This is a genomic window from Mycobacterium heidelbergense (genome assembly GCF_050205645.1).
Classification (GTDB): Bacteria; Actinomycetota; Actinomycetes; order Mycobacteriales; family Mycobacteriaceae; genus Mycobacterium; species Mycobacterium heidelbergense_A.
In genome coordinates, this window is the sequence record NZ_JBNMQT010000009.1 from 233,930 (window position 1) to 247,086 (window position 13,157).

General features: G+C 67.6%; 10 protein-coding genes and 1 tRNA gene. 6 read left to right on the forward strand and 5 right to left on the reverse strand.

Annotated features, from left to right (window positions below; all coding sequences use genetic code 11):
• Window positions 1–7 precede the first annotated feature (7 nt).
• On the forward strand, window positions 8–223 hold the full coding sequence (locus tag ACQI5H_RS13165; RefSeq protein WP_427079790.1) for a hypothetical protein: 216 nt from the start codon (window positions 8–10) through the stop codon (window positions 221–223).
• Between the two features lie 316 nt (window positions 224–539).
• On the opposite strand, the gene ACQI5H_RS13170 is transcribed toward ACQI5H_RS13165, so the two are convergent.
• The 4 genes from ACQI5H_RS13170 to ACQI5H_RS13185 all read right to left on the reverse strand — a co-directional run bounded on the left by ACQI5H_RS13170 (window position 540) and on the right by ACQI5H_RS13185 (window position 3,762).
• Complete coding sequence (locus ACQI5H_RS13170; protein WP_427079791.1) at window positions 540–809, reverse strand: hypothetical protein; 270 nt, start codon at window positions 807–809, stop codon at window positions 540–542.
• A 114-nt stretch (window positions 810–923) separates the two neighbouring features.
• On the reverse strand, window positions 924–1,694 hold the full coding sequence (locus tag ACQI5H_RS13175; protein ID WP_427079792.1) for an enoyl-CoA hydratase: 771 nt from the start codon (window positions 1,692–1,694) through the stop codon (window positions 924–926).
• 37 nt (window positions 1,695–1,731) lie between these two features.
• Entirely contained in the window at window positions 1,732–3,483 is a 1,752-nt protein-coding gene (locus tag ACQI5H_RS13180; protein ID WP_427079793.1) for an MFS transporter, read from the reverse strand.
• A 205-nt stretch (window positions 3,484–3,688) separates the two neighbouring features.
• A tRNA-Arg gene (locus tag ACQI5H_RS13185) sits at window positions 3,689–3,762 on the reverse strand.
• 185 nt (window positions 3,763–3,947) lie between these two features.
• On the opposite strand from ACQI5H_RS13185, the gene ACQI5H_RS13190 reads away from it, so the two are divergent.
• The 5 genes from ACQI5H_RS13190 (at window position 3,948) to ACQI5H_RS13210 (ending at window position 12,946) form a co-directional block, all read left to right on the forward strand.
• Window positions 3,948–5,192 (forward strand): alpha/beta hydrolase fold domain-containing protein, encoded by a 1,245-nt coding sequence (locus ACQI5H_RS13190; RefSeq protein WP_427079794.1) that lies wholly within the window; start codon window positions 3,948–3,950, stop codon window positions 5,190–5,192.
• A gap of 150 nt (window positions 5,193–5,342) precedes the next feature.
• A complete protein-coding gene (locus tag ACQI5H_RS13195; protein WP_427079795.1) occupies window positions 5,343–6,815 on the forward strand; it encodes a WS/DGAT/MGAT family O-acyltransferase in 1,473 nt (490 codons plus the stop codon).
• Window positions 6,812–8,536, forward strand: coding sequence for an HAD-IB family hydrolase (locus ACQI5H_RS13200; RefSeq protein WP_427079796.1), 1,725 nt, complete (start codon window positions 6,812–6,814; stop codon window positions 8,534–8,536). Before ACQI5H_RS13195 ends, ACQI5H_RS13200 begins: the two co-directional genes overlap by 4 nt.
• A complete protein-coding gene (locus ACQI5H_RS13205; protein WP_427079797.1) occupies window positions 8,533–10,899 on the forward strand; it encodes a glycerol-3-phosphate 1-O-acyltransferase in 2,367 nt (788 codons plus the stop codon). The genes ACQI5H_RS13200 and ACQI5H_RS13205 overlap by 4 nt, the downstream gene beginning before the upstream one ends.
• A 28-nt stretch (window positions 10,900–10,927) precedes the next feature.
• Complete coding sequence (locus ACQI5H_RS13210; protein ID WP_427079798.1) at window positions 10,928–12,946, forward strand: cytochrome c oxidase assembly protein; 2,019 nt, start codon at window positions 10,928–10,930, stop codon at window positions 12,944–12,946.
• A 102-nt stretch (window positions 12,947–13,048) separates the two neighbouring features.
• On the opposite strand, the gene ACQI5H_RS13215 is transcribed toward ACQI5H_RS13210, so the two are convergent.
• Window positions 13,049–13,157, reverse strand: a 109-nt coding sequence (locus tag ACQI5H_RS13215) for a hypothetical protein (RefSeq protein ID WP_427079819.1), incomplete at its 5' end; no start/stop codon positions are given.

Here is a 13,157-nt window from a genome sequence, read left to right on the forward strand (position 1 = left end):
CAACTCCATGGGAAACGAACTCGCATTAGACTTCAACGTCATTTGCTGGATCATGTTGGGCCTGTTCCTCGTATGCCTCGTCGTGGGACCCGGAGAAATGCGGCGCGACCGGGCTCGAGCGCTAGAGGCCGACGCCGCGGCCGCGGTGGTGGCGGCGGCGGAGGCGGTGATCGCCGCCGCTGAGGTGCGATTATTCCGCGAGCATCCCGAACTATTCACCTAAACTTGCCGAGATCGGGAGGGCAAGAACTGATGACAAAGGCATTCATCGGCGCGTCGGCGGCGGTGGCGATAGCGTTGGCAGCCGTCTGCATTCCACCGGCACAAGCCCACGCCGACGATCCCTGTGTCGGCATCACCGATCCCGCCGCTTACCAGGCTTGCATCGACGGACTCCCGCAAAATGATCCGACGCGCCGATACCAGGGCAACTGCCAGGCGAGCCCCGATTACGGTGCGGAGGGCCAAGTTTGCCGGGACTCCTGGGTCCGAAAGTCCCCGAATGGAGCCACCGGCGTCCACGGCGCTCTTGCTTGGCGTCAGGGGTGGGGCGGCACCGGGCACCAGAACAGGCCGCAATTGAAGTTCGGCTGGTGGAATGGCGGTGGCGGCGGGTTCGGTGGCGGATTATCCGTGTCCCAGCACTGATTCCAGTATTTGTTCTCGCCCCATGCCGGGTTCCAGGGCTGGTTCGGGCACCAGTAGACCTGCGGCGCAACGCCCGGCTGGGCGTGTGCGACCCCTGCGGCCAATCCGAATCCAGCGGTGGACAGCAGCGTTCCGGCGATGAGCCGCTTGACACTGATCATGGTGTCCTTCCTTCGTGTGAGCCACATCGTTCGGCGTCGTCGCGGAAAGTCCACATGTGCCGGCTAGCTACCGATCCCAAAAACAGGCGTTACCAACCACAGCGGGGCCGAACGCTACTTACCGCGTGCCGCCGCCAACCGCGCGGCGAACTCCGGTGACTGGATGGAGTAAACCTGAGGGCCCAATTCGGTGCGCATCGCGAGTTCGTGATGCTCGTTGTCCAGCGCTCCGGGGCTGGCGGTGGCGCGCATCGTGGCCTTGGTTGCCAGGACCACGTCGCGCGGTGCGCCGGCGGGCCCGGACGCCAGCTCCAGCGCGGCGGCGACGGGGTCGTCGGCCACGCCAAGAGCCAGCCCCTGGCGCACGGCGGATTCGGCGTCGAAGCGCATGCCGAACAGCAGCGCCGCGCGCGCCACCTGCGGGCCGACCGCTCGCTGCAGCATCCAGGTCGCGCCGCCGCCGGGGTGCAGTCCGAGCTTCTGGAAACGCGCGTCGAACAACGCCGCCGGCCCGGCGATGCGGATGTCGGCGGCCATGGCCAAGTTGAGCCCGGCGCCGACGGCGGGGCCGTTGACCGCGGCGATGGTGGGTAGCGTGCAATTGCCGACGGCCATGAAGCCGTCGTAAATCCGCGTCAACCCCGACTCTGCCGCCCCGCCGCCCGCGGCGCCCAGCGCGCTCAGGTCGGCACCCGCGCAGAACGCCTTGCCCGCCCCGGTGACGACCACGGCGTGCACGTCGGCGTCGGCTTCGGCCCGCTCCACGGCAGCGCGCAGCAGCGCCGACATCTCGGCGGTGAAGGCGTTGCGGCGGTCGGGGTCGTTGACGGTGATGAGTGCGACGTGATCGTCGACGCGGTAAAGGACTAGGTCGGACTGGGCCATCGCCAAAGACTACGTCGCGGACTCGGGGGGCCCGCGCCTAGATTTCCTCCACCTCGTCCGCGTAGCGGCCGGGGCTGACCAGCGACGCCAACGCGCCGGTCAACGTCATGAGTGCCGCGGCGACGAACACCACCACCAGGCCGGCGTGGAACGGCCCCGAGATCAGCTCCGGGAAGAACGACTTGCCGGTCAGGACGCCCGCGTTGACGCCAGGTTGTTGTAGTGCATGCGATCCGGCGAGCAATTCGGCGATCGGGTTGTAGCCCAGAAACGCCGCGAACAGGCTGCCCACCGGGGGCATCCCGGCGACATCCCGCGCCACCGCCGCTGACACACCCTGGGCTTGTAGCCCGCCGTCCAGTGCCTGCGGCAGCGTGCTCGCCAGGCCCACGACCATCAGCGAGAAGAAGACGCCGATCGACAGCGCCGAACCGGCGTTGAAGAACGTCGCCCGGACACCGGACGCGGCTCCGCGTTGATCGGCGGGGACGCTCGACATGATCGTGGCGGTGTTGGGTGCGGTGAAGATGCCCCCGCCCAGCGCATTGAGGAAAATCAGCAGCGCGAAAACCGGGTAGTCGAAATCCACCGGAATCATCACCAGGCCGATGAACGTGGCCGCCATCAGCAGCATCCCGGCGACCGCGAACGGCCGCGCGCCGAACCGGTCCGCGAGCCACCCCGCCAGCGGCGCCGCGATCAGGAACCCGACCGTCGCCGGCAGCATGTAGATGCCCGCCCACAGGGGCGTCGACTCGAAGCTGTATCCACGAAGCGGCAACCAGATTCCCTGCAACCAGATGATGAGCATGAACTGCAAGCCGCCGCGGCCACTCGACGACATGAGGTTGGCCAGGTTGCCCATCCCGAATCCCGCCGAGCGAAACAGCCGAATGTCGACCATCGGCTGCGGCGAACGCAACTCGATGACGCAGAACGCGACCAGCAACAACAGCCCGAAGGCGATCGAGCCCAGAACCAACGGGTTCGTCCAGCCCGTCGCTCGGCCACCGTACGGCTGAATGCCGTATGTGATGCCAACCAGCACGACGGTCAAGCCGACGCCGAACGTCACGGTGCCGGGCCAGTCCAGCGGGCCCGGCGTGCGCACGCCGATCTCGTGCAGCGAGCGCATGCCCCAGACGGTGCCCAGCACGCCGATCGGCACGCCGACCCAGAAGATCGCCCGCCAGTCCCACTCCGCCAGCACGCCCCCGATCAGCAGGCCGAGGAACGAGCCGGCCACCGCGGCCACCATGTTGAATCCGAGTGCCATGCCGCGCTGGTTGCTCGGGAAAGCGTCGGTGAGAATCGCCGCCGACAGCGCCATCAGGATCGCGCCGCCGATGCCCTGGATCACGCGCCAGCTGATCAGCCACATCGCGCCGGCGCCCTGGTGGAAAGGGTCGAACGACAGCGCGATCGCCGCGAAGGTGAACACCGCGAAACCCACGTTGTAGATGCGCACCCGGCCGAACATGTCGCCCAGTCGACCGACCAACACCACCAGGACCGCGGTGACCACCAGATAGCCCATCAGCATCCACAGCAGATAGCCGATGTTCGACGGGGCCAGCGGCTCCAAGCCGATGCCGCGGAAGATGGACGGCAACGAGATCAGCACGATCGACGCGTTGATCATCGCCAGCAGCATGCCGAGGGTGGTGTTCGACAGCGCGACCCACTTGTAGTGGGGGTGGTCGACGTCCCATCGCAGCCGACGACCTTCCGGTTCGGGTGGGGCCAGCGTCGGGTTCGTCGCGGCGGGGCCCATCAACCCAAAACGCATAGGCATACAAACTAATGGAAGCCGCTCGGGCGCTTGTCCCCGGGGCTAACACGCGGCGCCGGATTTCCCCGCGCCCCTCGGTTGAGTTAGCTGGCGGCCCGCCCGCGTCACGCGCAACGGGGCGCTCACCGCCTTCGTATCGCGTTGACCACACCGGCGACTCGGGCCGCCAAATTGTCTGGAACCGCGGCGAGGCGTTTGCCGGTGCCCCCGGCACGACTCGAACGTGCGACCTAGGGATTAGAAGGCCCTTGCTCTATCCACCTGAGCTACGGAGGCAATGTGCAGGTCAGTCTATCTAATCGGGCCGCCGATCCGATTAGCTGGCCGCCACGCGCGCGGAAAGTCTTCCCGCGCCGGGCTTATCGGTTATGGTGTGAGCCTCGACACACGCACAACACCGGCTGGTAAACAGCCGTTAACCGCAACGAGGCGTGTGCATAACGTCGAGGGGTGGCGGTGCAATGGGCGTGGCCATGGACTTGACCTCGCGGTGCTCGTGGGCGGGTGCCCAGGCACTGCGCTTGGCGGCCGATGCCAGAGATACCTATCGGGCCGGCGCGCTGCTGCTCCGCGGCTCGCCCTTCGCGGTTGGCTGGTTTGCCGGCTGGCTGTCCGCGGAGTTTCCCCCGCACGTCGTGACCGGGCACGCCCTGTCCCGGGTATCGCGCCCATCCATCGGCCGCGTCGGCACCAGCTGGGCCGCGCAGCGCGCGGATCAAGCCCTCACCGCCGCGCTCGAGGAGTCCTTCGGAGCGGACTTCCGCGAGCTGGTGTGCCATCCGACCTGCGAGGAGTCCGAGTGCGCGCCGCGCGACGGGCTGATACGGATGCCGGGGCCGCACCGCAAGTACGCGCGGCACACTTCCGACATCTCCTACGGCCCCGGCGGGCGCCACCTCCTGGACATCTGGCGGCGTCATGATCTGCTGCCGGGCCGCCGTGCGCCGGTGCTGATCCAGGTTCCCGGCGGGGCGTGGGCCGTCAACGGCAAACGTGGCCAGGCGTACACGCTGATGAGCCGGATGGTGGAACTCGGCTGGATCTGCGTCTCCATCGACTACAGCAGGAGCCCGCGGTCCACATTTCCGGCGCACATCTTCGACGTGAAGCGGGCCATCGCGTGGGTTCGAGAAAATATCGCCGACTACGGTGGCGACCCCGATTTCATCGCGATCACCGGCGGGTCCGCGGGCGCGCACCTGGCGTCGTTGGCTGCGCTCACCCCCAACGACCCGGAGTTTCAGCCCGGCTTCGAAAATGCGGACACCACGTTGCAGGCGGTCGCACCGTATTACGGCGTCTATGACTTCACCAGCACCGAGAACATGCACGAGCTGATGATGCCGTTCCTCGAGCAGATCGTGATGCGCGCTCGCTACGCCGATGCCCCCGAACGGTTCAGGGCGGCATCGCCGATTTCGTATGCGCATGCCCAGGCGCCTCCGTTCTTCCTGCTGCACGGCGAGAAGGACGAACTGGTTCCCTGCGGCCAGGCCCGCGCGTTCTGTGCGGCCCTGCGCGCGGCCGGGGCGCCCACGGTGGCCTACGCCGAGCTCGCCAATGCCCACCACGCGTTCGACATCACCCCGACGGTCAGATCACGGCTGGCCGCCGAGGCCGTCGCCGACTTCCTGGGCGTCGTCTACGGGCGACGCGCCCACTCGCTGGTGGATTCATTGCCGCTGCCGGCGACTTCGGCCAGCTGAGCCGGGCCACCCGCACGCGATCCAGGCGCCGGGGCCGCGCCTTTCACCAGCGCGTCAAGCCGACTAGCGTTGTGTTGGCTACTGGATTGGCAAGTCTGAGGCAGGAGGCTTGGTCGGCGGTGAGAAGGTTGGCGCGTCGAGTAGACGATCATGGCTGAGTCCGTCGAGGCCGTTGGGCTGTCCGACGAACTTGGGCCGGTCGACTATCTAATGCACCGGGGGGAAGCGAACCCCCGGACCCGCTCGGGAATCATGGCGCTGGAGCTCCTCGACGCGACGCCGGACTGGGAGCGGTTTCGGGCGCGGTTCGAAAACGCCTCGCGACGGGTATTGCGCCTGCGGCAGAAAGTTGTGGTGCCGACGCTGCCGACGGCGGCGCCGCGCTGGGTCGTCGATCCCGATTTCAACCTCGACTTCCACGTGCGCCGCGTGCGCGTCTCAGAACCCGGCACCCTGCGTGAGGTATTCGATCTGGCCGAGGTGATCCTGCAGTCGCCGATGGACATATCGCGGCCGCTGTGGACCGCCACCCTGGTCGAGGGCCTGGCCGACGGCAAGGCCGCGACGCTGCTGCACGTGAGCCACGCCGTCACCGACGGTGTCGGCGGTGTCGAGATGTTCTCGCAAATCTATGACCTCGAGCGCGATCCGCCCGCCAGACCGACGGCCCCGCAACCCATTCCGCAGGATCTAACGCCCAACGACTTGATGCGGCAAGGCATCAACCACCTTCCCATCGCCATCGTCAACGGCGTCTTGGGTGCGTTGTCCGGGGCCGCAACGGCGGCCGGGCGAGCGGTCTTGGACCCGGTGTCCACAGTCTCGGGAATCGTCGGCTACGCCACCTCGGGCATGCGGGTGATCAACCGGGCCGCCGAGCCCTCGCCGCTGCTGCGTCGGCGCAGCCTGGCCACCCGCACCGAAGCCATCGACATCCCGCTCTCCGATCTGCACAAGGCCGCAAAGTGCGGCGGCGGATCGATCAACGATGCGTACCTCGCCGGCCTGTGCGGCGCGCTGCGGCGCTACCACGAGGCCCTCGGCGTCCCGATCAGCACGCTGCCGATGGCGGTCCCTGTCAACCTGCGGGCCGACGCCGACACCGCGGGCGGCAACCGCTTCACCGGCGTCAACCTGGCGGCACCGTTGGGCACCGCCGACCCGGTCGCCCGGATGAAGAAGATCCGTGCGCAGATGACGCAGCGCCGCGAGGAGCCTGCGATGAACATCATCGGTTCGATCGCGCCGGTGCTGAGCGTGTTGCCGACGGCGGTCCTCGAGGGAATCACCGGTTCGGTCATCGGCTCCGACGTGCAGGCGAGCAATGTCCCGGTCTATCCGGGGGACACCTACATCGCCGGCGCAAAGATCTTGCGCCAGTACGGGATCGGCCCGCTACCGGGGGTGGCGATGATGGTGGTGCTGATTTCCCGCGGCGGCTGGTGCACCATCACCGTGCGCTACGACCGGGCTTCGGTGCGAAACGAGGCGTTGTTCGCCCGGTGCCTGCTCGACGGTTTCGACGAGATCCTGGCGCTGTGCGGCGACCCGGCACCGCGCGCGGTCCCCGCGTCGTTCGACGAGCCGGCCGCGTCGGCGCCGCGATCGGTGTCCGGCTCATGAGCCCCGCCGATGAGCGGAAGACCCCACGCGGCACACCGAAGCCGGAACCGGAGATGCGGCTGCCCGGCTCGGTCGCCGAGATCCTCGCCAGTCCGCCCGGCCCCAAGATCGGCGCGTTCTTCGACCTCGACGGCACCTTGGTTGCCGGGTTCACCGCCGTCATCCTCACCCAGGAGCGGCTGCGGCGCCGCGACATGGGCGTCGGCGAGCTGCTCGGCATGGTTCAGGCGGGTCTGAGCCACACGCTCGGACGCATCGAGTTCGAAGACCTCATCGGCAAGGCCGGCTCGGCGCTGACCGGGCGGCTGATCGACGACCTCGAGGAGATCGGCGAGCGCCTCTTCGCCCAGCGGATCGAGTCGCGGATCTATCCGGAGATGCGCGAGCTGGTGCGGGCTCATGTGGCCCGCGGCCACACCGTGGTGCTCAGCTCGTCGGCGCTGACCATCCAGGTCAATCCGGTGGCCCGCTTCCTCGGGATCACCAACATGCTGACGAACAAGTTCGAGACCAACGAAGACGGGTTGCTCACCGGCCGGATAGTGAAGCCCATCCTGTGGGGGCCGGGCAAAGCCGCTGCGGTGCAACGGTTTGCGGCCGAGCACGACATCGACCTCAAAGACAGCTACTTCTACGCCGACGGCGACGAGGACGTCGCCCTGATGTACCTCGTCGGCAACCCGCGGCCGACGAATCCCGAGGGCAAGATGGCCGCCGTCGCCAAGCGCCGCGGCTGGCCGATCCTGAGATTCAACAGCCGCGGTCGCGTCGGCCTGCGGCGGCAGGTGCGAACACTCGCCGGCTTCGGTTCGATGTTTCCGGTCGCGGCCGGCGCAGTGGGCATTGGTCTGCTGACCGGCAGCCGGCGCCGCGGCGTGAACTTCTTCACCTCTACTTTTTCCCAGTTGTCGCTCGCGATCGCGGGTGTGCACCTAAACGTCATCGGCAAAGAGAACCTGACCGCACAACGGCCCGCTGTCTTTATCTTCAACCACCGCAACCAGGTTGACCCCGTCATCGCCGGGGCGCTGGTGCGCGACAATTGGGTCGGCGTGGGCAAGAAGGAACTGGAAAAGGACCCGATCATGGGCACGCTCGGCAAGCTGCTGGACGGGGTGTTCATCGACCGTGACGACCCGGTCGCCGCGATGGAGACCATGCACGCGGTCGAAGATCGGGCCAAGAACGGGCTCTCGATCGTGATCGCGCCCGAGGGCACTCGGGTGGACACCACCGAGGTCGGGCCGTTCAAAAAGGGGCCGTTCCGCATCGCGATGGCGGTGGGAATTCCAATCGTGCCCATCGTGATTCGCAACGCCGAGATCGTCGCGGCCCGAAACTCCACGACGATAAATCCGGGCACGGTCGACATCGCGGTGTTCCCGCCGATCCCCGTCGACGGTTGGACATTGGACACGTTGCCGGAGCGCATCGCCGAGGTGCGTCAGCTCTATCTGGACACCCTGGCTGACTGGCCCGTCGACGAGCTGCCCGAGGTCGACCTGTACGCCGAGAAGAAGGCGGCGAAAAAAGCCAAGCCGGCCGCCAAAACCGCCGCGCGCAAGGCCCCGGCGAAGAAGGCCACCGCGAAGAAAACCGCCGTAAAAAAGACCGCCGCGAAGAAGGCGGCGAGTAACGCCAACACGGATCCGCATGAGTCGAAGGTCGCTCTCAAAGACGGTGAGGTACAACAGCCTTCACGTCCCAGAGGGCGGCCGTGACGCAACCGGCCGCAGATACCAGCGCGGTATTGGCCGCGCAGGACTCGCTGGTATTGGCGTCCATGCACACCGGTATCGAAACGGAGCTGGTGATGGATTGGCTGGGCCAGCAGCGCGCCCGGCACCCGGAGACCAGTTTTGACGTATTGAAGTTGCCGTCGCGTGATGCGCCCCCGGCGGCGCTGACCGCTCTCGCCGAGCAGCTCGAGTCCGGCTCCGAATCCGCCGACGACCGGTTGGTCGTTCCGGTGCGCGTGTTCTGGCTGCCGCCCGCGGACCGCGGCCGGATCGCCAAGGTGGCCGGGCTGCTGCCGGGCCGAGATCCCTACCACCCCAACCAACGTCACCAACGACACATCCTGCGCGATGCCCCCCACCGCGCTCGGGTGGTCGCCGGCGAGCCCGCCAAGGTCTCCGAACTCCGCCAACAGTGGCGCGACACCACCGTCGGGGAGGACAAGCGCGACTTCGCGCAGTTCGTCACCCGCCGCGCCATCTTGGCGATGGAACGCGCCGAGTACCGAATCCTCGGGCCGCAGTACAAGTCTCCGCGGCTGGTGAAGCCGGAAATCCTGGCGTCCACCCGGTTTCGCGCGGGACTGGAGAAAATCCCGGGCGCCAGCGTCGAGGAAGCCGCGGGGATGCTCGACGAACTGGCCACCGGGTGGAGCCGGGTGTCAGTCGACCTGGTTGGCGTCCTCGGCAGGGCGCTCAGCCGCGGCTTCGATCCGGAGATCGACTACGACGAGTATCAGATCGCGGCGATGCGCGCCGGGCTGGAAGCTCATCCCGCGGTGCTGCTCTTCTCGCACCGGTCCTACATCGACGGCGCGGTGGTGCCGGTGGCGATGCAGGAGAATCGGCTGCCGCCGGTGCACGTGTTCGCCGGCATCAACCTGTCGTTCGGTGTGATGGGGCCGCTGTTGCGCCGCGCCGGCACGATCTTCATCCGCCGCAACATCAGCGACAACCCGCTATACAAATATGTCCTGCGCGAGTACGTCGGCTATATCGTCGAGAAGCGGTTCAACCTGAGCTGGTCCATCGAAGGGACCAGGTCGCGCACCGGAAAGATGTTGCCGCCCAAGCTCGGTCTGCTGGCCTATGTGGCCGACGCCTACCTCGACGGCCGCAGCGAAGACATCCTGCTGCAGCCGGTGTCGATCAGCTTCGATCAGCTACACGAGACCGCCGAATACGCCGCGTACGCCCGTGGCGGCGAAAAGACGCCCGAGGGCGTCCTGTGGCTGTACAACTTCATCAGGGCCCAGGGCGAACGCAACTACGGCAAGATCTACGTGCGCTTTCCCGAGGCGGTGTCGATGCGCGAGCACCTCGGCCCGCCGCACGGGCCGCTGGCCCAGGATCCCGACGCCAAACGGCTTGCACTGCAGAAGATGTCGTTCGAAGTCGCGTGGCGGATTCTGCAAGCGACGCCAGTGACGGCGACGGGATTGGTGTGTGCGTTGCTGCTGACCACCCGCGGCGCGGCGTTGACACTGGATCAGCTGCATCACACCCTGCAGGATTCGCTGGACTACCTCGAGCGCAAGCAGACCCCGATGTCGACCAGCCTGTTGCGGCTGCGCTCCCGCGACGGGGTGCGGGCTGCGGTCGACACGCTGTCCAACGGTCACCCGATCACCCGCGTCGACAGCGGCCGGGAACCGGTGTGGCGCATCGCACCCGAGGAGCAACATGCCGCGGCGTTCTATCGGAATTCTTTAATACACGCCTTCCTGGAGACGTCGATCGTCGAACTCGCCCTCGCGCACGCTCGACGCGCGAAAGGCGATCGCATGGAGGCGTTTTGGGCTCAGGCGATGCGATTGCGCGATCTGCTGAAGTTCGACTTCTACTTCGCCGATTCCGCGGCGTTCCGGCACAACATCGCCGAAGAGACGGCGTGGCACGACGATTGGGAGGCCCACGTCGCCGCCGGGGGCGACGAGATCGACGCGATGCTGTTTTCGAAGCGGCCGTTGATGGCGGACGCGATGTTGCGGGTGTTCTTCGAGGCGTATGAGATCGTCGCCGACGTGTTGCGTGACGCACCGGCCGACATCACCCAGAAGGAACTGACGGAGCTGGCGCTGGGGGTGGGCCGGCAGTACGTGGCGCAGGCCCGGGTGCGTAGTAGCGAATCGGTCTCGACGTTGCTGTTCGCCACCGCTTACCAGGTGGTCGCCGATCAGGATCTGATCGCACCCGCCGCCGACCTCGCCGAGCGACGGATCGCGTTCCGGCGGGAATTGCGAGACATCATCCGCGATTCCAATCATGTCGGGCGGATCGCGCGCGACCAGTTCGTCGCCCGTGAGACCAAGGCCCGGCTGAGCCATCTGGATAGCCAACCTCTGTAGTCGTAGCGCCCGCCCATACCCTGGGTACATGACGGTTTCCCGGCCCGCCGGCAAGCCCGCCGCGCTGGTGTGGCCGCTACTCGCCGGCGTCGCGGTGCTGGCCGGCTGCACGGCGGCCGGAATTGGGGCGCTGTCGCTGGCGGACGCGCTGACGCTCACGGGTCTGCCCAATCCGGGCCCGGCGACCACGGTGGGGCTGCCGTTCGTCCGGGCGGCCGGTGAGATCGCGGCAGCGCTGGCCGTCGGATCGTTCCTTTTCGCGGCGTTTCTGGTGCCCCCGCAGGGCAGCGGCGTGCTCGACGCCGGGGGATACCGCGCGCTGCGGCTGGGGACCGTCGCGTCGGGCGTGTGGGCGGTGTGTGCGGCCCTGCTGGTCCCGCTGACCATTTCCGATGTGTCCGGGCACCCGTTGGTCGACCACCTCAACCCGGTGACGATCTGGAAGCTGGCCGACCTGATCTACACCGCGTCCGCGTGGCGCTGGACCGCATTCTTGGCCGCGACCGTGACGATGGCCGGTGTCGCGGTGCTGCGCTGGTCCTGGACGCCGGTGCTGCTCGCCGGGTCGTTGTTGACGCTGGTCCCGCTCGGGCTGACGGGTCACTCGTCGGCGGGCGGCTCACACGACCTGGCCACCAACAGCCTGCTGATCCACCTCGTCGCCGCCACCCTGTGGGCCGGCGGACTGCTGGCGCTGCTGACCCACGCGCTTCGCGCCGGTGAACACATCGGCCTGGCCGCGCGGCGCTTCTCGGCCATCGCACTGTGGTGTTGGGTAGCGATGGCGCTCAGCGGTTTGGTCAACGCGGCGGTGCGGGTGGCGCCTTCCGAGCTGTTTACCACCGGTTACGGGCGGCTGGTGGTCGCGAAGTTCGTCGCGCTGTGCGTGCTGGGTGTCGTGGGCTGGCGCCAGCGACGCGCCGGAGTTGCTGCGCTGCAAGCGGATCCGAGCCCCGCGCGCGGTGTCTTGATCCGGCTGGCCCTGACCGAGGCGGTTGTTTTCGGTCTGACCTTCGGCGTTGCCGTTGGGCTGGGCCGTACCCCACCGCCGCCACCGCCGTCGCGGTTGCCGTCGATTTCCGAAGCCGAGATCGGCTACGACCTCGACGGTCCGCCCACCCTGGCGCGCGTCCTGTTCGACTGGCGCTTCGACCTGATCTTCGGCACGGCCGCAATCGTTCTCGCCGGTTTGTACGTGGCGGCCGTGGTGCGGCTGCGCCGCCGCGGCGATCGCTGGCCGCCGGGGCGGATCGTTGCCTGGCTGCTCGGCTGCGTGGTGTTGCTGTTCGTGACGTCGTCCGGGGTGGGGCGCTACATGCCCGCCATGTTCAGCATGCACATGGTCGCCCACATGGGCCTGTCGATGCTGGTCCCGATCCTATTGGTGCTCGGGGCGCCGGTCAGCCTGGCGTTACGCGCGCTGCCGGCCGCCGGACGCGGCGATCCGCCGGGTATGCGGGAATGGATCCTGGCCGCGCTGCACAGCCGGCTCTCGCGGCTGCTGACCAACCCGGTCGTCGCCACCGCGTTGTTCGTCGCGGGGTTCTACGGGCTGTACTTCTCGAACCTTTTCGACACCACGGTCAGCAGTCACGCCGGCCATATGGCGATGAACCTGCACTTCCTCATCAGCGGCTACCTGTTCTATTGGGTCGTGATCGGGGTGGACCCGACGCCGCGGCCGATCCCGCCGCTGGCCAAGGTGGGCGTCGTGTTCGCCTCGCTGCCGCTGCACGCGTTCTTCGGCGTGGAGTTGATGGGCACCCGAACCGTGCTGGGCGCCGCCTACTACCGGTCACTAGGCCTGCCCTGGCACACCGATCTGCTGGGTGATCAGCGACTGGGCGGCGGAATCGCTTGGGCGGCAGGGGAAGTGCCCCTGGTGATCGTCATGATCGCGCTGCTCGTGCAGTGGGCACGCAGCGATGCGCGCACCGCGCGGCGGCTGGACCGCGCGGCCGAACGCAACGACGACACCGACCTGACCGCCTACAACGCGATGCTGGCCGAGCTGGCGCGCCGCGAAACGCCGGAACCGCGTAAGTAGACGACACGGTAGACGAGTCTGTGCTCCCGGACGAATTTCTTGATGTCCCAGCCCGTTTGAGCTTCGACGTGGTGCTGGCAAGCGACCGGCCCGGGTGAGGGCCTAGTTGTTTGTGGGTGGTGGTTGCGGTTGGAAAGGTTCGTACCACCACCAGTCGGCGCGTTCGCCGGTGGGCCCGGGACACGGTGCCACCACGGGCGGGGGGTGGTTG

Bases quoted from the DNA above. Each gene is read 5' to 3' on its own strand.
- ACQI5H_RS13175 (WP_427079792.1), bottom strand. From the start codon at position 1,694: ATGGCCCAGTCCGACCTAGTCCTTTACCGCGTCGACGATCACGTCGCA.
- ACQI5H_RS13200 (WP_427079796.1), top strand. From the start codon at position 6,812: ATGAGCCCCGCCGATGAGCGGAAGACCCCACGCGGCACACCGAAGCCG.
- ACQI5H_RS13170 (WP_427079791.1), bottom strand. From the start codon at position 809: ATGATCAGTGTCAAGCGGCTCATCGCCGGAACGCTGCTGTCCACCGCT.
- ACQI5H_RS13180 (WP_427079793.1), bottom strand. From the start codon at position 3,483: ATGCGTTTTGGGTTGATGGGCCCCGCCGCGACGAACCCGACGCTGGCC.
- ACQI5H_RS13195 (WP_427079795.1), top strand. From the start codon at position 5,343: ATGGCTGAGTCCGTCGAGGCCGTTGGGCTGTCCGACGAACTTGGGCCG.
- ACQI5H_RS13210 (WP_427079798.1), top strand. From the start codon at position 10,928: ATGACGGTTTCCCGGCCCGCCGGCAAGCCCGCCGCGCTGGTGTGGCCG.
- ACQI5H_RS13165 (WP_427079790.1), top strand. From the start codon at position 8: ATGGGAAACGAACTCGCATTAGACTTCAACGTCATTTGCTGGATCATG.
- ACQI5H_RS13190 (WP_427079794.1), top strand. From the start codon at position 3,948: ATGGGCGTGGCCATGGACTTGACCTCGCGGTGCTCGTGGGCGGGTGCC.